The sequence below is a fragment of the Mesorhizobium sp. WSM1343 genome, from assembly GCF_055901535.1.
Genome location: NZ_CM148370.1, coordinates 4,365,225 through 4,385,070 on the forward strand (window position 1 = coordinate 4,365,225; position 19,846 = coordinate 4,385,070).

Sequence of the window (19,846 nt, forward strand, 5' to 3'; positions counted from 1 at the left end):
GGCGGCCTTCGCGGCCTAAAAAACCGCGAGGTATTTGAGCAGCGAAATGATGCCGATGATGATGACGATGACCTGAACTATCTGTCTCATCCGGCCATCGAGCGGCAGGCGTTGAACCAGATAGAGAACGAGGATGATGACGAGGAATGTGATCAGGATGCCGATCAACGCTGATGAAGCCATGGTGTCCTCCTTAAAAGTGATTTGCTGAAAACAATAGAAAAGGCCGGAAGCCCGGCCCTGTTGCGCTGCGGTCAATACCAGCGGCGGGAGGTATCGTTCGTCGATTGAGCAATGGCGAAGCCGGCCAGAAAGCCGAGCAGGCCGATCACGCCGACCAAAGCTGTCGTCGTACCAGGATTCTCGCGCGCGACTTCCGAAACAGCCTGGGCCTGGCTGCGCAGTTGTTGCGCCGTACGCGAAGTGCGGTTCGCCGCGGTGTCGTACAACTCGGACGCCTGTTCGCTGGCGTCGTCGAGCATCTCCGCGCCCCGCGCCGAAATGCTCTTGTTGATCTTGGTGATCTCCCTGCGCAGCTCGGCAATCTGCTTTTCCAGCGTCTTTTGGACGTCGATATCGGGGGTGTCGGATTTGTTGGTATCAGCCATGAAGCGGTTCCTCTGGTTGGTGACCAAGAGAACGGCGTCGACGCGAATTCGTTCCGGTCTGTGGCGGCTGCCTGCCTCCAGACCGGACCTCAATGCCTGCGGAATTCTTGTCCCGCGCGGCTGTCGGACAAAGCTACCCTGCCCGTTCGATGCGGATGACCTGCGGTTTGTCGGTCAGATGTCCGTCCTTGGTGATGCCGTCTACCGCCTTGCGCACGGCGGCCTCCGTCGTCTCGTGGGTGACAAGGATCACCGTCTTCTGTGCCGCCGCCTCGCCGTTGACTGCGTGCTGGACGATCGATTCCAGCGAGATGTCATTGTCGGCCATGCGCTTGGCGATTGCCGCGAACACGCCGATGCGGTCGTGCACGGTCAGCCGGATGAAATAACCGCCGGCATGGCTGCGCATCTGCGCCTTCTTGTAGGGTTTCAGCTCCTTGGCCGGCCGGCCGAAGACCGGACCATGCTGGAAGCCTGGCCGGCTCTTGGCGATGTCGGCGATGTCGCCGATGACGGCCGATGCGGTGGCGTTGCCGCCCGCACCGGGGCCGGACAGCAGCAGCTCGCCCAGAATGTCGGTTTCGATCGCCACCGCATTGGTGACGCCATGCACCTGCGCGATGACCGATGCGGTCGGCACCATAGTAGGATGCACGCGCTGCTCGATGCCGCTCTCGGTGCGCTGGGCGACACCCAGCAGCTTGATCCGGTAGCCGAGAACGGCGGCCGCGCGGATGTCGGCCTGGGTGATGTTGGAAATGCCTTCCATGTAGATGTCGTTGGCGGCGATCCTGGTGCCAAAGGCAAGGCTGGTCAGGATCGACAGTTTGTGCGCCGTGTCGTGGCCCTCGATGTCGAAGGTCGGATCAGCCTCGGCATAGCCCAGCCGCTGCGCGTCCTTCAGGCAAGCATCGAACGAGATGCCCTCGGCCTCCATGCGGGTCAGGATGTAGTTACAGGTGCCGTTGAGGATGCCGAACACGCGGGTGACCGAATTGCCGGCCATCGCCTCACGCATCGTCTTGATGACGGGAATGCCGCCCGCCACCGCCGCCTCGTAGTTGAGAAGCACGCCCTTCTTCTCGGCGATCTCGGCCAGCGCCACGCCATGCTTGGCCAGCAGCGCCTTGTTGGCGGTGACGACGTGACGGCCGGCTTCGAGTGCCGTCTTCACCGATGAGCGCGCCGGGCCCTCGTCGCCGCCGATCAGTTCGACGAACACGTCGATTTCTGCGGTCTGGGCCATCTTGACCGGATCGTCGAACCACTTTGCAGAGCTCAGATCGACGCCCCGATCGCGCTTGTGGTCGCGCGCCGAGACGGCGGTGACGATCACGTCACGGCCGCACTGGCGGGTCAGTTCCACCGCTTTGTCGCGCAGCACGCGCGCCACCGATGCACCGACCGTGCCGAGGCCGGCAATTCCAACACGCAATGCTTCAGCCATGTCCGGCGACGTCCCTCAAAGTCAGATCGAATTTGCGTGCGGCAAGCTTACCGGTGAGCGGAGAGCGGCACGACATTGTTGGGCTGCTTGGCGCTGGTCGACAGGAAGCGCTTGATGTTGCGCGCCGCCTGCCGGATCCTGTGCTCGTTCTCGACCAGAGCAACGCGCACGAATTCGTCGCCATGCTCGCCGAAGCCGACACCGGGCGCCACGGCCACGTCGGCATGTTCGATGAGCAGCTTGGAGAATTCGAGCGAGCCGAGATGCTTGAACGGCTCCGGGATCGGCGCCCAGGCGAACATCGATGCCGCCGGTGCCGGAATGGTCCAGCCGGCGCGGCCGAAGGCGTCGACCATCACGTCGCGGCGCTTGTGGTAGATGTCGCGCACCTCGGCGATGTCGGCGCCGTCGCCGTTGAGCGCGTGTGCCGCCGCCACCTGGATCGGCGTGAAGGCGCCGTAATCGAGGTAGGACTTCACCCGCGTCAGCGCCGAGATCAGCCGCTCGTTGCCGACGGCAAAGCCCATGCGCCAACCGGGCATGGAGAAGGTCTTCGACATGGAGGTGAATTCGACGCAAACGTCGATCGCGCCAGGCACCTGCAGCACCGAAGGCGGCGGATTGCCGTCGAAATAGATCTCCGAATAGGCAAGGTCGGACAGGATGATGATGTCGTTCTTCTTGGCGAAGGCGACCACATCCTTGTAGAAATCGAGCGAGGCGACCAGCGCTGTCGGGTTCGACGGATAGTTGAGGATCAGCGCCAGCGGCTTCGGGATCGAATGCTTGACACCGCGCTCGAGCGCCGGGATGAAACCGTCGTCCGGCTCCACCTGCAGCGAGCGGATGACGCCGCCCGACATGATAAAGCCGAAGGCATGGATCGGATAGGTCGGGTTCGGGCACAGGATGACGTCGCCGGGCGCGGTGATCGCCTGCGCCATGTTGGCAAAGCCTTCCTTCGAGCCAAGCGTGGCCACCACTTGCGTGTCGGGATTGAGTTTCACGCCGAAGCGCCTGCCATAGTAGGCGGCCTGGGCGCGGCGCAGGCCCGGAATGCCGCGCGACGAGGAATAGCGATGCGTGCGCGGGTCGCGCACGACCTCGCACAATTTGTCGACGATAGCCTTGGGCGTCGGCAGGTCCGGATTGCCCATGCCGAGGTCGATGATGTCGGCGCCACGCGATCGGGCGCTGGCCTTGAGCCGGTTGACCTGCTCGAACACGTAAGGCGGAAGCCGGCGAACCTTGTGAAATTCTTCCATGGCAGTTCCAGACAGCGAAGGGGTGTTGGGCGCGCGCTATATACTTATTTGCAGGTAGGGTCGAGGGCGGGGTCGCATTTGGCTTCGATCTGCTTCAGCGTTTCGTCGCCATGCTTCTTGGCCAGATCCGTCAGCGCCGCCTGGTTGGCGACCTTGGGGCCGCCGCCCTTTGCCGCCTGCGCATTCTCATCCGCCTTCAATTGCGCGAGCTTGGCGTTCTTCTCGGCTTCGGTGAACTGCGGCGCCGCCACTTGCGGCTTGATGTTCAGGTTCGGGAAGGTGCCGGTATCCTTCGGTCCCGCACCCACAGCGACAGGCGTCGGGCCATTCGTGTTGGTGCTCGAGCACCCGGCAATGCCGATGAGGACGATCGCCGCGCCGATGCGGCAAAAACGTCCGGAACCGAAAAAAACAGTCTCGCCAATATTAATCGTCATATTGTTTCCTTGGCAGCCGAGGTAGAGCGAGATTGGCCCGGTCGGATGTCCCATGTTAATATGTCAAGAAAAGGCCTCGGGAGGAACCCCGCCAACCATGTCCAAAACACCCGATTCGGGCAAAGCGGAAGATGACCAGCCTTCGACCGTCGAGCAATATCTGGTGAAGGACCCGGAACGCTTCGCCCTGAACATGGCGCGCATGATCGAGCAGGCCGGCAAGGCCGCTTCCGCCTGGGCCGAGCCGCGTGAAAAAGGCGACGTGCGCGACCATGTGGCCGAACCCGTCGTCGATATGGTGAAGACCTTTTCCAAGCTCAGCGAATACTGGCTTGCCGATCCGCAGCGCGCGCTGGAAGCGCAGACGCGGCTGTTCTCCGGCTATATGACAGTCTGGGCCAACGCCATTCAGCGCACCAGCAACGCCGCGCAAGACACCGAAGACGCGGTCAAGCCGGAGCGCGGCGACAAACGCTTCCTCGACCCGGAATGGGGCCGCAACGCCTTCTTCGATTTCCTCAAGCAGGCCTATCTCGTCACCTCGCGCTGGGCGGCCGATCTGGTCGAGCACGCCGAAGGTCTTGACGAGCACACCCGCCACAAGGCCGGCTTTTACGTCAAGCAGGTGTCCAACGCCATCTCGCCGTCGAATTTCATCCTGACCAATCCGGAACTGTTCCGCGAAACCGTCGCCTCGAACGGCGAAAACCTGGTGCGCGGCATGAAGATGCTGGCCGAGGACATCGCCGCCGGCAAGGGCGACCTGAAGCTGCGGCAGGCCGACTACTCGCCCTTCGAGATCGGCAGGAACATCGCCACCACTCCCGGCAAGGTGGTCGGCCGCAGCGACGTCGCCGAAATCATCCAGTACGAACCGGCGACCGAGACGGTGCTCAAGCGGCCCCTGCTGATCTGCCCGCCATGGATCAATAAATTCTACATCCTCGATCTGAACCCGCAGAAATCCTTCATTCGCTGGGCGGTTGAACAGGGCCACACCGTGTTCGTCATCTCCTGGGTCAATCCGGACGAGCGCCACGGCACCAAGAGCTGGGAAGCCTATATCCGCGAGGGTCTGCAATACGGCCTCGACACGGTCGAGAAGGCCACCGGCGAACGCGACGTCAACGCGATCGGCTATTGCGTCGGCGGCACGCTCCTGGCGGCGGCCCTGGCGCTGATGGCGCAAGAGGGCGACGACCGCATCAAGTCGGCGACCTTCTTCACCACGCAGGTCGACTTCACCTATGCCGGCGACCTGAAGGTGTTCGTCGACGAAGAACAGGTCGCGGCAGTGGAAAAGTCGATGAGCGAAAAGGGCTATCTCGACGGCACCAAGATGGCGACCGCCTTCAACATGCTGCGCTCAGGCGACCTGATCTGGCCCTATGTCGTCAACAACTACATGCGCGGCAAGGATCCCCTGCCCTTCGACCTGCTCTACTGGAATGCCGATTCCACCCGCATGGCCGCAGCCAACCACTCTTTCTACCTGCGCAACTGCTATCTTGAGAACAACCTTTCGCAAGGCACGATGGAACTGGCGGGCCGCACGGTCTCGCTCGGCGACATCACGATCCCGGTCTACAACCTTGCCTCCAAGGAAGATCACATCGCGCCGGCGCTTTCGGTGTTCCTCGGCTCGAAATATTTCGGCGGCACGGTCGAGTATGTGATGGCCGGGTCGGGCCATATCGCCGGTGTCGTCAATCCGCCGGCATCCAACAAATACCAGTATTGGACCGGGGGTACGCCGACGGGCGACTTCAGCCAGTGGATAGCCAATGCCACCGACCATCCAGGATCCTGGTGGCCGCACTGGCAAGGCTGGATAGAGGCCAAGGACAACACCCGCGTGCCTGCCCGCAAACCGGGCAAGCATATGAAAACCTTGGGTGATGCTCCGGGCACCTATGTGAAGGTCCGTGTGTAACGGACTGTAATGTGTGGTGAGTTGACGGGCCGCCAAAAGCGGGCGAAATGGTGTCGTCAACCATCAAGCGGCCGTAATTCGGCAATCACTGCAAAAATACTTCCAGGCTTGCGGATTTGACACAGGTCTCGTTTCCGGATCGGAGACAAAGGTCACCTTGGCAGCGACGCATGCATGCCGCGCCAAGATATGCCGACCGGACATCGAGGGGGAATTTGACTTTGAAATCAGCAGGATGGAGCCTCGCAAAGGGAGAACGCCGCGCCATTGTGGCAGCGCTCTGCTCCTTGCTTCTGGCCTCCTGCACTTCGGCTGGCGACCCGGCAATGTCGGTCGGAATGCCCGGTTACAATGCCACCGCATCGGATGTAAACGCGGCCTCCAGCGGCAAGGCGATCGCCGCCTCCGATTCGTCTGATGTCACGACGGAGCAGACGACCGTGATGACGGCAAGCGACACGGCGCTGCCTGAAAAGGTCGCCTATGTGCCTGTGTCCAAACCGGGAGCTGCCTTTCCGCTGACCATGCCGGCGGGCGCCGAAACCATCGTTGGAAACACGCCGCAGTCGCTGACGCAGCAGGCACAGACCGCGCAGCAGACCGATGCGGTCGCCCAGCAGATTGCCGCGGCCGACGGCGACGTGGCGGCGCCGAAGCCCGCTGCCGCTCCGGCCATGAACAACCCGGTCTATGTGACGGCTGGCGAGATGCCGCAGGCCGAAGCACCAAAGAAGAAAGGCTTCCTCGCCTCGATGTTTGGCGCAACGCCAGCCTCGGCGACACCAGCCCCCCTCATCAGCAACGCCCGGACGGGCGAGCAGCCCCCGGCGCAGGCAAAAGCGGCGCCAGCAGCGGCAAAACCGATCATCACGCTTGCCTCGGCCAATTCCACGGCCAAGCCGGTACAACTGGCTTCGCTCGGTGGCGATAGCGGTCACATCACCGGCAGCGATGCCCTGCCCGGCGTGCGCCAGACGGCCCTGTTCGAGATCAAGCGCAAGTCCGGCCTCGATGACGAAAGCGACGTCGACCTCAACGAGGATGAGGGGCCAGTGGGCGGCTCCTATCAGGTTGCGTCCGCCGCCGGCATGGCCCGGCTGGCGCCCAACGGGCTGCTCAAGCAGAACGAGAGCGTCGATGTGGCCTGCCTGAAACCGTCGCTGGTGCGCGTGCTGAAGACGATCGAAGGCCACTACGGCCGCAAGATGACGGTGACGTCAGGCTATCGCGACCCGGCCCGCAACCGGCGCGCCAACGGCGCCAAGAATTCGCTGCACATGTATTGCGCCGCCGCAGACATCCAGGTTCCCGGCGTTTCGAAATGGGAACTGGCGAGCTACATCAGAAGCATGCCCGGTCGCGGCGGTGTCGGCACATACTGCCACACAGAATCGGTTCACGTCGACGTCGGCCCCGAGCGCGACTGGAACTGGCGCTGCCGCCGGCGCAGCGGCGGTGACGGCTAGCAGCGCTATTTGACGGCCTACGCCTGTCAGCCGCCAAGGCCGTTCCGGCAATATCGTTCCAGCCTCCTGAACATTCGAGATAGGCCGAAGCGTCCCCAACTTCGTCATCCTCGGGCGGAGCAGGTGCACAGCTCCGTCGCGAAGATCCGTGGATGACGAAACGATGGGTGTCGCCGCTAATCATCAAAGCCTGCCAACCCTCGGCAAACCGTTGATTTGGCAGGCCTGGAAAAAAGTTGTCCAAGGTGGCACCTGACGGGTTGCCGGTTGCGCACAACGCCAGTATAAGCCGCTTCGTCTGAGCGCGCCCATCGTCTAGCGGTTAGGACACCGCCCTTTCACGGCGGTAACAGGGGTTCGATTCCCCTTGGGCGTACCAGAAAAATTTGTGTTTGGCGCAAACCTCCCTCCCAATGTCGGCAATTTCGCTTGGCTCTCTGCTGCTCTCTTCAACTGACGCGCAGTCTTCCGCGATCACACCATAGGCCAACGCGGCCACACGGGTCATAATCCTGCTACAAAGTGGTCGATTCCTAAGGGATGTAGCCGCTCCAAGAGCCCGCCGCAGGTCGCCCCCGTGGCGGGCTTTTTATTGCACGGTCGAGTTGGGCTTTCACGGCATTGCGACAACGGGGCGAAGCCCGGAGTGGCAAGTCCGTATTTATTTGCCTGGTTTGCGTGCGGGAGCCTACCTGAGAACGGGTCGCGCGCCGCTCAAGACGACCCTCTTCAGCGCTTCAACCGGCATCCGACAGTGCAAAGTCAAAAGCCTGTTATGATCCACGGATTGGAGTCGTATCCGAGACGCGGCTCTGCCTTTGCGCCGCTGTCTTCCGATTTGGCGGTTCCGGTGAAACCGCAGTCCAGATTTGCAACGGGCTTCTTGGCCGACGGTTTCGTGGAACACAAGGCGGCAGCGTCACTGACCGCCGCCTTCTTTTCCTTGGCAACAGCGACACCGGTCGCAGCGAAAACAACAGCCGCGCACAATACAGCCACTCTCATTGGAACCCCCACATTGCACCCGACAGATGGTCGGACATGACGTAACGTAATCTTAATATTAGCACTAACGAATATATTAGCTAGCCCCGCGCCATAAAAAGCAGGCCGAGTGCCAAGCTTGCGCCACGACCGCCAAACCGGTGCATTGGCAGAGCCCCAGCGCGCGAGGTTATCAGGCCACAGCCTAGCCGCTGCCAAGCAGCGGCACGGTAACGGTTGTCGCGTAGTTGATCGGGAAGGAACTGAAGTAGGGGAAGTCGATGACGAAGGCATAGGCGGCGGTCAGATGCGCCATGCGGAAGCCGCCGCTCACCGGGTCGATGGCGATGGTGACGTTCACGTCCTTGAACCCCAAGGCCTGCAATTTCTGCGTGGCGATCGATTGAATGTCGGCTTGGGTCAGCGTGTTCTTAAGCTGCAGCGAGCGCGCTGACGTCTCCAGCGTGTAGCGAACACTGGAGACCGAGTGCATCGACCAGCCAAAGGCGAATATTCCGAACAGCAGCATGACAAGGAAGGGGGCGATCAGCGCGAACTCCAGCCCGGCCCCGCCCGATCGATCCCGCCGCAACGCGCTTACCCTAGCGGACACGGATCATCTCCTGGTGACCGATGACGGTGGGAGCGGCAAAGGCGCCGAAGGCAATTGGCGGCACCCAGGTGCCCGATGCCTGTATCTGGACATAGATCGACGGCACCTTGGGCCCACTGCACATGGTGGAAGCGTCGACCACGGTCGTCCCGCACATACGGATGTGGCTTAGCGTGACCTGGCCGTCTTCCGGCCGATTTTCCCAGCTCGCAATGGCAAGGGCCTGGGTCGCCGCATCATCGGTCGATCCGCTCATGACCAGGTTCGCGGCCGTCTTCACACCGGCGCGCATCGACAGTGAACTCGTTATGTAGGACCAGCCGTCCAGAATACCAAGCAGCACCAGGCACAGAATGGGCAGCACCATCGCGAACTCGACCGCCGCAACGCCCGAATCATCGCCAAGGATCGGCATCGACCGGCGCCCCACGGAGCTACTCGGACAGTGCCACGGACCGCGCGGCTGGAATGTTGGGCACTCCGAGGCTCGAGCAATCCTGATTGATGGTTGAATTACCGGACCATTGAATCGTATTTGCGACGACCCTGGTGCAGCCGCCATTGCCCGAGAAGTTGCCAAGATAGCTCACTTGCTGCTTGGGGAAATAGATGGCCCCGGTCAAAAGCGAGTCCGCTGTGCCGTTGAATGTGCTGGATGCACTCATGCCGGTCCTGTCGCCGTAGAACAGAACGCCTGAGTAGGTGCCCGAAGTCGCCGCGCTGAGCTTCACGGACGCATTGCCATTCATGCTGACGGTCGAGCTGCCGGACATGAAGATGGTCACCCCGGCGCCGGTGATGGCCGCGTTGGCGTTTATCTTGAGATTGCCCTGGACGACATAAACGCCGGGCGAAAGCGTGACGTTGCCCTTCAGGTTCATGCCGCTGCAATAGGTGCCTGGACCGAGCGTCGCCTTGTTGTCGTTCAGGCAGGGGGTCGCGGCCACCGGGGCCGGCAGGTCGACAAAGGGATCGCCGGCGGGCAGTGCCTGGGTGATCGGGGCCGCGCAGACGGTGGTGACGGGATTGCTGAGAGAGACACCGCCCGCCGATATCAGGCAATCGGCCTGCAGACCGGCCGCGCCCTGAAGCTTGATGGCGTCGGAGGCGATGGAATTGGACATGACCGAGCAGCCGGTGAGCTTAACGCTGGTGCTGCCGGAAAACAGCACCGCCTGCGACGCGGACGGATCGAGCGCGAGCATGCAAGCACTCGAGGCATCGGTAATGACGGCCACCGCCCTCGCCTGTTCGGGAACCTTTTCCTGTGTGAAGATCAGGGTGAACATCCGGTCGAGCTTCTGGCCGACGATCACCTCGACCGCTTTTTTCGCCGTATTCGGTCCGGACGCGGGCGGCGTATTGACGACGATCGTGCCCGAGCCCAGCCCGTTCGACGCCGCGGACTGGGTCGCAGCCGCGACGATCGTCGGCTTGTCGGAACCCGAAATCTGTTCGAGCGCTCCGGCATAGGCGGCTGCATCGGCCGTCGCCTGCAATCTCAGGCTGTTGTAGTACCAATAGGAGGTCTCGACGCCGAAGCCCGCAGCGCCGACAACGACCGGCAAGGTGAGGGCAAAAATGGTGGCGACATTTGCGCCCGTGCTCCGGCGCATGGCGTCCATTACAAGCCGAACACGGGTGAAGCTATTCAAGGCCATGGCTTAGATTAGAAAGCACGCATAAATGAACGAATGGCTAAAAAGTTCGGTGCATTTTTGAGCAGTGGTCCATTGGCTTCAAAAAAGAAGTGCTTCGCTGGCTGATCAACGCGCGAGCGCACTTCCTGGCAAGCGAGAAGGGCTAGGGCCAGCGGGAGGCGGCGAGAGAGAGCATCGATGTCCTAGAGCATCCGCCTGCGATAGGCAGCCATGGGTTCGCACCCGATCAGCGAACTTGCCGTCGAAGGCAGCAAACACCGATGTGTTGCTGCTCGCACTGTTGGAGAATGCAGTGGGAAGCCAAAGCTGTGCAGGATTTTCTTCAAGCGGAAAGAATCGGCATCGGCTCCGCAACCACCCCGGCCGACATCTCTCTTTGCACGGCTTGGAAAAACCTGCGCACTTCATCGCTGGCTGCTGTTCTGTCCCTGCCGGAGCCGACCACAAGATCGAGCAACTCCGACGCCTTGGCCCTCCAGAACGAGGTGGCGGTCTCGCCATGCAGGTTGCCGAGCTTGGCAGCAACCTCTCTGACCAAGAATACCTGACGGTCGATCGGGAATGCACGGATTTTTTCTGGGGACATCTTCCGAACCATGAGACTGACGCAACGAATCAACCATTGCCAACAAGCAATGGCGTAGCCGGGAAGGTGGAAACGGAAGCTTAACGGCGCTGACGTGGGTGCGGGGACGCAACGATACGCTCGCGACATCGCCTGTGCGTCAAACGCGCTTCATTGGTTGCAGTGGGGGGCAGGCGAAACGGCGGCGGCCCTTAGGCCTGGAGCGCCCTCGCCTCACCGCCGCGCTTGCGCGGCGTCATCATATCCCTGGCCATCAGTCCGCTGGCCCGGCAAAACGCCATGAACGCCCGGCAAGCATCCTCGGTCTTGACCACGTCTACCGTGGCCCCAAAGCAGGCGTTGAAGGCTTTCTGGTAGATCGGGCCCTGACGGCGCGCAGGCCAGTCCTGGAGAAAATCGAGCGCCTGTTCGACGCCGTAGATCTCCTCGACCGGCAGGCCGGGCGCGGGCGCTATGCGCACCGGCACCTCGAATTGCAGTCTGTCCATTTCCTGTCTCCCGAACTGGCGCCACCGCAGCAACGCCGTTCGTCGTCAAAAGTTGCTTTGACCGGCTTTTGGCCCAGAAATGTGTCGTCACTTGGGTCGCTGAACCGCCCATGCAAGGCGAATATCTCGAACTGTGCGGGTGCATCGGGCAGTTCTTCCTTGAACCTTTTGCCCTCAAGTGCCAAATCTGGGGAGATCTTCACGTCGGCTCTCTTGCAGGGCCCTACCCGCTACACGGACAAAATGGTCACCTATCTCGACGCTGCCACGGCCCCGCTCAGAAATACCGGCCAGATCCGCCTCTATGGCGAGGACGGCTTTGCCGGCATGCGCAAGGCATGCGATCTCACCGCGCGCTGCCTCGACGAGCTGGTGCCGATGGTCCAGCCCGGGGTCACCACCGAAGCAATAGACCGCTTCGTCTTCGAATTCGGCATGGACCACGGCGCGCTGCCGGCGACGCTCAACTATCGCGGCTACACGAAATCATCCTGCACCTCGATCAACCATGTCGTCTGCCATGGCATTCCCGACAACAAGCCGCTCAAGGATGGCGACATCGTCAACATCGACGTCACCTACATCCTCGACGGCTGGCACGGCGATTCTTCGCGCATGTATCCGGTCGGCACGATCAAGCGCGCCGCCGAGCGGCTGCTCGAAGTCACGCATGAATGCCTGATGCGCGGCATTGCGGCGGTCAGGCCGGGCGCCCGCACCGGCGCCATCGGCGCCGCCATCCAGACCTTTGCCGAAGGCGAGCGCTGCTCGGTGGTGCGCGACTTCTGCGGCCACGGCGTCGGCCAGTTGTTCCATGACGCGCCGAACATCCTGCATTACGGCAGCGCCAATGAAGGCGTCGAGATGCGGCCAGGCATGATCTTCACCATCGAGCCGATGATCAATCTGGGCAGGCCGCACGTGAAGGTTCTGTCGGATGGCTGGACCGCGGTAACGCGCGACCGCTCGCTGTCGGCGCAGTACGAGCACACGATCGGCGTGACCGACACAGGGTGCGAGATTTTCACGCTGTCGCCCAAAAAGCTCGATCGCCCCGGCCTGCCGGCTTAGAGCGCACCTTACCCGGCGGGAGGCCGTCTATGCCGACTGCACATCCGCGGCATTCGGCAGGTCGATGGTAACGACCAGTCCGCTGGGCTGGTTGTCCTCCAATTCGATCCTGCCGCCGTGCCCCTGGACGATGTCGGCAACGATCGAGAGGCCCAGACCGAAGCCATGCTTCGACGCAATGCCGCGCGACGCATCTTCCTTGAAGAATGGTTCGAAAACACGGGCACGTGCCGTCATCGGAATACCCGGCCCGTCGTCCCCTACCGTGATGCGCGCCGCCGTGCCGGTCGCCGTCAAGGCGACCGTGACATTGCCGGCGAATTTGACCCCGTTGTCGCAAAGATTGGCGATCGCACGCGCCAATGCATTGGGCTTGCACCAGCCCAGAAGCCGGTCCGGCCCGGAATATGAGACAGGAAATCCGACATCGGAGAATTCGGCGCAGACGGTTTGCAGAACGCTGGCAATATCGGCGCGCTGCAGCTTCTCCGTCGAAACATCGTTGCGCAGGTAGGTAAGGGTCTCGTCGATCAAGATTTCGATGTGCTGGACATCGGACAGGATTGCGGTTCGGATTGGGCCATCATCCATGCGCTCGGCGCGAAGCCGCAGCCGCGTCAAAGGCGTGCGCAGATCATGACTGACGCTGCGCAACATGCGCGTGCGGTTTTCGATCATCGTGCGGATACGCGTCCTCATCCTGTTCAGGGCGCGCGCCAACCCCACCATTTCAATGGAGCCGTGTTCGACGAAGAGCTGGTCGCCATTCTCGATCTCGGCCGAACCGACTGCCGCCGAGATGCGCTTCAACGGATCCGTCACGGCCCAAACCGCAAACAGCCAGATCAGCACGGGCAAGGCGACGAAAGCCATGAACCTGTAGAACGAGGCACGGACGAGGCCCGATGTCAGCCAGGAATCGGGCATGCCGAAATGGGCCAGGACGTCCTGCTGGTCGAGGTCGATGACAAACGCGTATCGGCCGCCGACCCTTATCCAGCGTCCCTCAACCGTCCCCCTGTCGATACGCAAAAGCCATTCGACACTTCGCCATTGCAGATAGGATTGGGCAATGCCGCGTATCTGGTCCTTGGGCAATATCTCGAAATCAAAGCCGGCCCGCTTTGCTGTCGCCAGAATTGCGCCACGCGCCTGCGCCGGGGTTTCTTGCAACAAGGCAGCAACAACGGCCGCACGCCCGGCGTTATCTTCCGCGGCGGGAAGATCGGCGTTCTCTATGAAACTCTCGACGACCGAACCGACGAACATGATCACGATCACCGCGATGAAAATGATTGCCACAAACTGCCCACGCACGGACTGTGGCAAGAAACGGCGGATGAAATCCCTCATGCTTCCTCCACCGTCGCGGTGAAGATGTAGCCACCCAACCGAACGGTCCTCAAAAGCACCGGATCGCGCGCATCCTTTTCGATCTTCCTGCGGATTCGACTGATATGGACATCGACGCTACGCTCGATCGGCCCCGCGAGCCCGGCATGGGTTACGCCCAGAAGTTCCTCACGGGAGAGAACCCGGCCTGCGTTGCGACAAAACGCAAGCAACAGGTCGAATTCATGCGTCGTGGTCGTCACCCGCGCATTGTTGGGGTCATGCAATTGCCGGCGTATGGGATCAAGGCGCCAGCCGTTGAAACGAAGCACCTTCGACCAGTCCCGCTCGTCGGGATCATAGGATGTACGGCGCAGCAGCGCCCGTATCCTGGCCGTCAGTTCACGCGCGCTGAACGGTTTCGTCACATAGTCGTCCGCGCCGATTTCCAGCCCGAAGATGCGGTCGATTTCCTCGCCGAGCGCGGTCAGCATCAGGATCGGAATGTTGGTTGCGGCACGAAGACGGCGGCAGATGTTGAGACCGTTTTCGCCCGGCAACATGACATCGAGCACGATGAGATCGAATTTCTGGGTGCGAAGCGCGGCATTCATCTGGACGCCGCTCTCGGCAATTTCCACAGTCATGCCGTTGTCGGTGAGCGTGTCGCCCAGCATGCGTGCGATCTCCAGATCGTCTTCGACAATGAGGATGCGCGAACCTTGCCTTGCCGACGTGGATTCGGCGCTCAAATCGCTTTGGTGCCGTTGCTGTGCCATTCCGGAGCTTGTCCAGCTTGCATTTGGTGCCCTGGGTAGGCGTCAGAACCGATATCCGACGAGAAGCATCCCTGAAGGCTGGATCTTTTCGACGACGACGGGGCTGTCGGCAGCGTCACCCAAGAGAACGCCGACCCCCGCTTCGCCGCGCACCATCCAGTTCTCGTCGAGCATATATGTGGCGGAAACCGAAAAATCGGCGCGCTTCAAACCGGCGCCGGCATCATAGCGCGCCAGCCCCGAGCGAGCCGATTGCTCGGGCGTGACACCAAAATAGGCCTGCATGTAATTTTCGTCGGCGAACACGGCGGACGCGCTGGCGCCGATCATCAACGATTGAGACAGAGGCCGGGTCACCTCGATCCCCACCCTGCCCTCCAGGCCATCGCTGCCGCCGATGGTCTTGTCCAGCTGCGCGGATATTTCGACCGGACCGAACTTCGCCGCTGCCTTCACGCCGACCGTCGCGCCCATGTCGACATCCCCCAAGCCGCGCAGATGGTCGGAGTCGTCTTCCTTGCGGCCCATCTCATAGCCAAGCCGCGCGCTGAAGGCGAACGGTCCTTGTTCATAAACGGCGATGTTGGCACCAGTCGGATCGATCGTCACCGTGTCGAGGAATGTCGCCGTGACGAAAGGCACCGGCATGATCTTGAATTCATTGCTGCCCTCGTATTTGGGGACGATGATGGCGCCGCCGCCGAGCACGACGTGCCAGTCGGACAGTTTCTGTTCGAAGCGCCCGAAACGGGAAGGCTCGGGCGGCAGGGTAAAATCATCGGAATTCACCGCAATGGCGTCTGCCGCCAGCGCGCCGTCCGAATGGGCTGAAAGCAGGATTGCCATGACCGCAAGAGATGCCCGGCCGGCAAATAGTCCAGAGTCAATTTTGGCGAACATGCGTGCTCCAGTATAGCGAGGCAAAGAGCCTCCGATGGCGTCACCATGTCAGGTGAAAGTGGCCGCATGCGTTAAGTGATGTTAAGTTTTGTTGCGCAATCGTGGTTTCATCTTGCCGTATAGGGAGGCCATAGGCTGACAGCGGGTTGCCACGATCTGCCGTGGATCGTCTCGCGATCGGAGAACGGAACTGTTTCAATCCAGGCCAGAACAGCTCTAATGTCTGTGCCGGAGCAATGTGGGCGGGGTATGGGGAACACAAGCGACGATGACGAGCGGAGTTTCTTCTCCGAAGCGCCGATGCGGCCTGCTGCGAAAGCCAAGGCGACGCTCGACGAAAAGCCGCATTACCTCGGCCATCGCGACCGCTTGCGCGAGCGCTTTGCCCTGGCGGGTCCAGATGCCCTGCCCGATTACGAACTTCTGGAACTTCTGCTCTTTCGCCTGATCCCTCGTGCCGACACCAAACCGGCGGCCAAGGCGCTGCTGGCACGCTTCGGCACGCTGGCCGAAGTGATTGGCGCCCCGGTGGGCCTGCTGCAGGAGGTCAAGGGCATCGGCCCTGCGGTAGCACTCGACCTGAAAATCGTCGCCGCAACGGCGCAGCGCATGGCCCGCGGCGAGGTCCACGGCCGCGAGATCCTCTCGTCCTGGCAGCAGCTCCTCGACTATTGCCGCTCAGCAATGGCCTTCGAGGCGCGCGAGCAGTTCCGCATCCTGTTCCTCGACAAAAAGAACGCGCTGATCGCCGACGAGGTGCAGCAGACGGGTACTGTCGACCACACGCCTGTCTACCCGCGAGAAGTGATCAAGCGGGCGCTCGAACTCTCGGCGACTGCCATTATCCTGGTCCACAATCACCCGTCAGGCGACCCGACGCCATCGCGCGCCGACATCGAGATGACGAAGGAGATCATCGACGCGGGCAAGCGGCTGGGCATCGCGGTGCACGACCACATCATCATCGGGCGGAAGGGATATGCCAGCATGAAGGGCCTGCTGCTGATCTGAGATGGCAGGGCCGGCGCCAACGCCGGCCGACCCCGACCACGCGATCCCAGAGATCGGGGCGGGCGAAGCCGGCTGGAACAAGCGACTGGCGGAATCAGGAGAGTATGATCATGGCGAATACAAAAGTCCTTCTTGTCGGCGAAAGCTGGGTGAGTTCGGCGACCCACTACAAGGGGTTCGACCAATTCGGCAGCGTCACCTTCCATCTCGGGGCAACGCCCCTGGTCGACGCCTTGAAGGACAGCGAATTCGATCTCGACTACATGCCCGCTCATGAGGCCGTCGAGAAGCTGCCTTTCACCATGGAAGGGCTGTCGCAATACAGGACGATCATCCTGTCCGACATTGGCGCAAACTCGCTGCTGCTTCATCCCGATGTCTGGCTGCACGGCAAGACAGTGCCGAACCGGCTCAAGCTCCTGCGCGACTGGACGCTGGCCGGCGGCGGCCTGATCATGATCGGCGGTTACTTCAGCTTCCAAGGCATTGACGGCAAGGCGCGCTGGCATCGCACGGCGGTCGAGGAGGCGCTGCCGGTGACCTGCCTTCCCAATGATGACCGTCTCGAAATTCCGGAGGGCTTTCGTCCCGAGATCACTGGCTCAAGAGACCATCCGCTTTTTGCCGGCATTGAGGGCGAATGGCCGCTGCTGCTCGGTGCCAACGAGGTCGTCGCCCGCGATCGCGACGATGTCGAGGTTCTGGCGCGGCTGCCGCAGGACCAGGGCGGCCATCCCCTGCTGGTCACCGGGCGTCACGGCGAAGGGCGCACGCTGGTCTGGACGTCGGACATCGGACCGCACTGGCTGCCGAACAGTTTTGTCGAATGGCCCGGCTATGCACGGCTTTGGACCAACGTGCTCCGCTGGGTCAGCAACGCCGTTTGAAGATGTCGCCCCAAAGTGCGTTTTTGGGGCAACGACATGTATGAGAACAAAGGTTTGAAGCCGATCAGCATCACCGGGAACCGCGAGCTCGGCCGTTGCCGCCTTCGCCTCACGGTCGTTCACGGCGGATCGGTGTTGCAGTTTCCGGCAACCTGGCTGACCGCTTCGCCGAACCCGGCGAGGTCGAAATCGGCCTCGCCGCGCCCCGCCAGCAGCCCGAACCGCCACGAAAGCTGGAGCCGGTTCGCGGCGACAAGGCGCCTGATGCCATCGGCGCCATCGCGCACCAGCATCCGGCCGCGCGGCCCGACCGACCAGCTTTCGTCGAACTTGCTCTCCTGATCGACCGTAATCGACATGGTGATCTTGCGGCTGGCCGAAACAGCGTCGTTCAGTTGCAGCCATTCAGTCCAATGCGGCTCGCCGTTTGCCCGGCAGGCAATCGTCAGGATCGGGCTGTAGCTCAAGGCACCGCCGCCGGTGATCAGTTTGTTGGTGGCGTAGAGCGAGGCCGTCACGAGGCCGTCTTCACTCGTGCCGAAGCGCCAGTTGTCAGGCACCGTGCCGGCCTGGGCAATGCCGCAGACCGAGATAAGGATCAGCGCGATTGCCGAAGCGTGTCCCAATTCGACGAACAGTCTCAACACGCCCTCCAACAACCAAGCGGCTTGCAATAGAAGCGCAGATAATGATCAAAGCTTGGTCGCCACAGGCCGTCGCTCGCGAAGCATGGCGGCTGTTGCAGTTTGGCAACGAAAAAGGCCGCCTCGAGGGCGGCCTTCCTGTTTCAGCGGAGCGCTGGTGTTATTCGGCGGCCTTCTTCTTCGGCGCGGCCTTCTTCTTGGGCTCTTCCGCGTCGTCGGCCGTCTTGGCGTCGGCCTTCTTGGCGGCGGCTTTCTTCGCCGGCTTCGCCTTGACGGCGGTCTCGTCCTCTTCGTCATCGGCCATCAGCTCTTCCTTGCTGACCTTGACGTCGGTGACCGAAATCTGACCGAGCAGATGGTCGACCACCTTTTCCTCGAACATCGGCGCCCGCAGCGTGTTCAACGCTTCCGGGTTGTTGCGGTAGAACTCGAAGACTTCCTGCTGCTGGTTTCCCGGATAGCGCCGCACCTGCTCGAACAGGCCGCGCTGCAGCTCTTCGTCCGATACGGTCACGCCGGCCTTCTCGCCGATTTCAGCCAGCACCAGCCCGAGGCGCACGCGGCGCTCGGCAAGCCGCAGATACTCGGCGCGCGCCTCTTCTTCCGTCGTCTCTTCGTCGGCGAAGGTGCGTCCGGCTGCTTCCAGATCACGATTGACCTGCGCCCAGATGTTGTTGAACTCGGCGTCGACGAGCTTCGACGGCGCCTCGAACGAATAAGCCGCATCGAGCTGGTCGAGCAGCTGGCGCTTGACCTTCTGGCGCGTCATGGCGCCGAACTGGTTCTCGATCTGGCCGCGCACGACGTCGCGCAGGCGCTCCAGCGACTCCAGGCCGAGGTTCTTGGCGGTCTCGTCGTTGATTTCCAGCGCGCCGGGCTGGGACACTTCCTTGACGGTGACATCGAAGGTCGCTTCCTTGCCGGCCAGATGCGCCGCCTGGTAGTTTTCCGGGAAAGTCACGGTGACCTGCTTTTCGTCGCCGGCCTTGGCGCCGACAAGCTGATCCTCGAAGCCGGGGATGAATTCCTTCGAGCCTAGCACCAGCGGCTGATCGGTGCCGGCGCCGCCATTGAAGGCCTCGCCGTCGATCTTGCCGACATAGTCGATGGTGACACGGTCGCCATTGGCGGCCTTGCCGGTCTTCGGCTCGTAGCTGCGCGCCGATTCGGCAACGCGCTGGACCTGCTCGTCGATCTCGGCATCAGGCACGTCGAACACCTGGCGCGTCACCTTGATGTCGGAAAAGTCCTTGATCTCGATCGCCGGGATGATCTCGTAGTTGAGGCGGAATTCGAAGTCGGCGCCACCGGCCAGGATCTTCTCGGCTTCCTTCTCGTCCTCGGTCATGATGACTTCAGGCTGCATGGCAGCCTTTTCACCACGCCCGGTAATGATCGAACGGGTCGAATCGTTGAGGATTTCGTTGACCACTTCGGCCATGAACGACTTGCCGTAGACCTTGCGCAGGTGCTGCACCGGCACCTTGCCTGGACGGAAGCCGTTGATGCGGACCTTGTTGCGGGCATCCGAAAGCCGCGCCATCAGCTTGGCTTCCATGTCACCGGCCGGCACGGTGATCTTGATCTCTCGCTTGAGACCGGAGTTGAGCGTTTCGGTGACCTGCATCGTAAAACCTTTGTTTTCACCAATGAGACTGCCACGGCCTCTGCCGTTCACAGCCTGCCGGTATATTCTTGCCGGGAATGGCTTTTGGTACGGAACCTGGCGATTTG

General features: G+C 61.9%; 20 protein-coding genes and 1 tRNA gene. 6 read left to right on the forward strand and 15 right to left on the reverse strand.

Annotation, left to right across the window (positions count from 1 at the left end; translation table 11 throughout):
* Positions 1–15: 15 nt before the first annotated feature.
* The 5 genes from AC0NIL_RS21290 to AC0NIL_RS21310 form a co-directional block, all read right to left on the reverse strand.
* Entirely contained in the window at positions 16–183 is a 168-nt protein-coding gene (locus AC0NIL_RS21290; RefSeq protein WP_013531988.1) for a Thivi_2564 family membrane protein, read from the reverse strand.
* Between the two features lie 71 nt (positions 184–254).
* Positions 255–608, reverse strand: coding sequence for a hypothetical protein (locus AC0NIL_RS21295; protein ID WP_473573790.1), 354 nt, complete (start codon positions 606–608; stop codon positions 255–257).
* Positions 609–741: 133 nt separating this feature from the next.
* Entirely contained in the window at positions 742–2,055 is a 1,314-nt protein-coding gene (locus tag AC0NIL_RS21300) for a homoserine dehydrogenase (RefSeq protein WP_473573791.1), read from the reverse strand.
* A 47-nt stretch (positions 2,056–2,102) separates the two neighbouring features.
* Positions 2,103–3,320, reverse strand: coding sequence for an LL-diaminopimelate aminotransferase (locus AC0NIL_RS21305; RefSeq protein ID WP_013531991.1), 1,218 nt, complete (start codon positions 3,318–3,320; stop codon positions 2,103–2,105).
* A gap of 44 nt (positions 3,321–3,364) precedes the next feature.
* Entirely contained in the window at positions 3,365–3,757 is a 393-nt protein-coding gene (locus AC0NIL_RS21310) for a hypothetical protein (RefSeq protein ID WP_013531992.1), read from the reverse strand.
* Between the two features lie 97 nt (positions 3,758–3,854).
* Here AC0NIL_RS21310 and phaC point away from each other — a divergent pair, with 97 nt between their 5' ends.
* The 3 genes from phaC to AC0NIL_RS21325 all read left to right on the forward strand — a co-directional run bounded on the left by phaC (position 3,855) and on the right by AC0NIL_RS21325 (position 7,535).
* Positions 3,855–5,690: a class I poly(R)-hydroxyalkanoic acid synthase gene (phaC, locus tag AC0NIL_RS21315; protein WP_013531993.1), complete on the forward strand. Its 1,836-nt coding sequence runs from the start codon at positions 3,855–3,857 to the stop codon at positions 5,688–5,690.
* Between the two features lie 215 nt (positions 5,691–5,905).
* Entirely contained in the window at positions 5,906–7,156 is a 1,251-nt protein-coding gene (locus AC0NIL_RS21320) for a YcbK family protein (RefSeq protein ID WP_275954604.1), read from the forward strand.
* A gap of 304 nt (positions 7,157–7,460) precedes the next feature.
* Positions 7,461–7,535: transfer RNA gene (locus tag AC0NIL_RS21325), tRNA-Glu, on the forward strand.
* 810 nt (positions 7,536–8,345) lie between these two features.
* On the opposite strand, the gene AC0NIL_RS21330 is transcribed toward AC0NIL_RS21325, so the two are convergent.
* The 5 genes from AC0NIL_RS21330 to AC0NIL_RS21350 form a co-directional block, all read right to left on the reverse strand.
* Complete coding sequence (locus tag AC0NIL_RS21330; protein WP_013531997.1) at positions 8,346–8,753, reverse strand: TadE/TadG family type IV pilus assembly protein; 408 nt, start codon at positions 8,751–8,753, stop codon at positions 8,346–8,348.
* Positions 8,743–9,168 carry a TadE/TadG family type IV pilus assembly protein gene (locus AC0NIL_RS21335; RefSeq protein ID WP_064995340.1) on the reverse strand — a complete coding sequence of 142 codons (426 nt, stop codon included), beginning with the start codon at positions 9,166–9,168 and terminating at the stop codon, positions 8,743–8,745. Before AC0NIL_RS21335 ends, AC0NIL_RS21330 begins: the two co-directional genes overlap by 11 nt.
* A gap of 19 nt (positions 9,169–9,187) precedes the next feature.
* Positions 9,188–10,414, reverse strand: a complete 1,227-nt coding sequence (locus AC0NIL_RS21340; RefSeq protein ID WP_063167868.1) for a pilus assembly protein TadG-related protein — start codon at positions 10,412–10,414, stop codon at positions 9,188–9,190.
* A gap of 322 nt (positions 10,415–10,736) precedes the next feature.
* The gene (locus AC0NIL_RS21345; protein WP_013532000.1) at positions 10,737–11,000 is read right to left on the reverse strand and encodes a DUF6074 family protein; all 264 of its coding nucleotides are present in this window, start codon (positions 10,998–11,000) and stop codon (positions 10,737–10,739) included.
* A gap of 191 nt (positions 11,001–11,191) precedes the next feature.
* Positions 11,192–11,488 (reverse strand): DUF982 domain-containing protein, encoded by a 297-nt coding sequence (locus tag AC0NIL_RS21350; protein WP_013532001.1) that lies wholly within the window; start codon positions 11,486–11,488, stop codon positions 11,192–11,194.
* 243 nt (positions 11,489–11,731) lie between these two features.
* Here AC0NIL_RS21350 and map point away from each other — a divergent pair, with 243 nt between their 5' ends.
* Positions 11,732–12,559: a type I methionyl aminopeptidase gene (map, locus tag AC0NIL_RS21355; protein ID WP_013532002.1), complete on the forward strand. Its 828-nt coding sequence runs from the start codon at positions 11,732–11,734 to the stop codon at positions 12,557–12,559.
* 27 nt (positions 12,560–12,586) lie between these two features.
* On the opposite strand, the gene AC0NIL_RS21360 is transcribed toward map, so the two are convergent.
* Genes AC0NIL_RS21360 through AC0NIL_RS21370 form a run of 3 tightly spaced genes read right to left on the reverse strand, consistent with a single transcriptional unit; the run spans position 12,587 to position 15,570 of the window.
* Positions 12,587–13,912 carry a HAMP domain-containing sensor histidine kinase gene (locus AC0NIL_RS21360; RefSeq protein ID WP_063172020.1) on the reverse strand — a complete coding sequence of 442 codons (1,326 nt, stop codon included), beginning with the start codon at positions 13,910–13,912 and terminating at the stop codon, positions 12,587–12,589.
* Positions 13,909–14,670, reverse strand: coding sequence for a response regulator (locus AC0NIL_RS21365; protein ID WP_063172019.1), 762 nt, complete (start codon positions 14,668–14,670; stop codon positions 13,909–13,911). Before AC0NIL_RS21365 ends, AC0NIL_RS21360 begins: the two co-directional genes overlap by 4 nt.
* A 42-nt stretch (positions 14,671–14,712) precedes the next feature.
* Positions 14,713–15,570: a MipA/OmpV family protein gene (locus AC0NIL_RS21370; RefSeq protein ID WP_063172018.1), complete on the reverse strand. Its 858-nt coding sequence runs from the start codon at positions 15,568–15,570 to the stop codon at positions 14,713–14,715.
* Positions 15,571–15,819: 249 nt separating this feature from the next.
* Between AC0NIL_RS21370 and radC the strand changes: the two genes are divergently transcribed.
* Together radC and AC0NIL_RS21380 are read left to right on the forward strand one after the other, a co-directional pair.
* Complete coding sequence (gene radC / locus AC0NIL_RS21375; protein WP_063172017.1) at positions 15,820–16,581, forward strand: RadC family protein; 762 nt, start codon at positions 15,820–15,822, stop codon at positions 16,579–16,581.
* Between the two features lie 110 nt (positions 16,582–16,691).
* The gene (locus AC0NIL_RS21380; RefSeq protein ID WP_063173660.1) at positions 16,692–17,468 is read left to right on the forward strand and encodes a glutamine amidotransferase; all 777 of its coding nucleotides are present in this window, start codon (positions 16,692–16,694) and stop codon (positions 17,466–17,468) included.
* A 119-nt stretch (positions 17,469–17,587) separates the two neighbouring features.
* On the opposite strand, the gene AC0NIL_RS21385 is transcribed toward AC0NIL_RS21380, so the two are convergent.
* Both AC0NIL_RS21385 and tig read right to left on the reverse strand, forming a co-directional pair.
* On the reverse strand, positions 17,588–18,112 hold the full coding sequence (locus AC0NIL_RS21385; RefSeq protein WP_013532008.1) for a hypothetical protein: 525 nt from the start codon (positions 18,110–18,112) through the stop codon (positions 17,588–17,590).
* A 160-nt stretch (positions 18,113–18,272) separates the two neighbouring features.
* Complete coding sequence (tig, locus tag AC0NIL_RS21390) at positions 18,273–19,739, reverse strand: trigger factor (RefSeq protein WP_013532009.1); 1,467 nt, start codon at positions 19,737–19,739, stop codon at positions 18,273–18,275.
* Between the last annotated feature and the right edge of the window lie 107 nt (positions 19,740–19,846).

Coding starts and splice junctions, on each gene's coding strand:
- AC0NIL_RS21290 (WP_013531988.1), bottom strand. CDS start 183: ATGGCTTCATCAGCGTTGATCGGCATCCTGATCACATTCCTCGTCATC.
- AC0NIL_RS21295 (WP_473573790.1), bottom strand. CDS start 608: ATGGCTGATACCAACAAATCCGACACCCCCGATATCGACGTCCAAAAG.
- AC0NIL_RS21300 (WP_473573791.1), bottom strand. CDS start 2,055: ATGGCTGAAGCATTGCGTGTTGGAATTGCCGGCCTCGGCACGGTCGGT.
- AC0NIL_RS21305 (WP_013531991.1), bottom strand. CDS start 3,320: ATGGAAGAATTTCACAAGGTTCGCCGGCTTCCGCCTTACGTGTTCGAG.
- AC0NIL_RS21310 (WP_013531992.1), bottom strand. CDS start 3,757: ATGACGATTAATATTGGCGAGACTGTTTTTTTCGGTTCCGGACGTTTT.
- phaC (WP_013531993.1), top strand. CDS start 3,855: ATGTCCAAAACACCCGATTCGGGCAAAGCGGAAGATGACCAGCCTTCG.
- AC0NIL_RS21335 (WP_064995340.1), bottom strand. CDS start 9,168: ATGCCGATCCTTGGCGATGATTCGGGCGTTGCGGCGGTCGAGTTCGCG.
- AC0NIL_RS21340 (WP_063167868.1), bottom strand. CDS start 10,414: ATGGCCTTGAATAGCTTCACCCGTGTTCGGCTTGTAATGGACGCCATG.
- AC0NIL_RS21345 (WP_013532000.1), bottom strand. CDS start 11,000: ATGTCCCCAGAAAAAATCCGTGCATTCCCGATCGACCGTCAGGTATTC.
- AC0NIL_RS21350 (WP_013532001.1), bottom strand. CDS start 11,488: ATGGACAGACTGCAATTCGAGGTGCCGGTGCGCATAGCGCCCGCGCCC.
- map (WP_013532002.1), top strand. CDS start 11,732: ATGGTCACCTATCTCGACGCTGCCACGGCCCCGCTCAGAAATACCGGC.
- AC0NIL_RS21360 (WP_063172020.1), bottom strand. CDS start 13,912: ATGAGGGATTTCATCCGCCGTTTCTTGCCACAGTCCGTGCGTGGGCAG.
- AC0NIL_RS21365 (WP_063172019.1), bottom strand. CDS start 14,670: ATGGCACAGCAACGGCACCAAAGCGATTTGAGCGCCGAATCCACGTCG.
- AC0NIL_RS21370 (WP_063172018.1), bottom strand. CDS start 15,570: ATGTTCGCCAAAATTGACTCTGGACTATTTGCCGGCCGGGCATCTCTT.
- radC (WP_063172017.1), top strand. CDS start 15,820: ATGGGGAACACAAGCGACGATGACGAGCGGAGTTTCTTCTCCGAAGCG.
- AC0NIL_RS21380 (WP_063173660.1), top strand. CDS start 16,692: ATGGCGAATACAAAAGTCCTTCTTGTCGGCGAAAGCTGGGTGAGTTCG.
- tig (WP_013532009.1), bottom strand. CDS start 19,739: ATGCAGGTCACCGAAACGCTCAACTCCGGTCTCAAGCGAGAGATCAAG.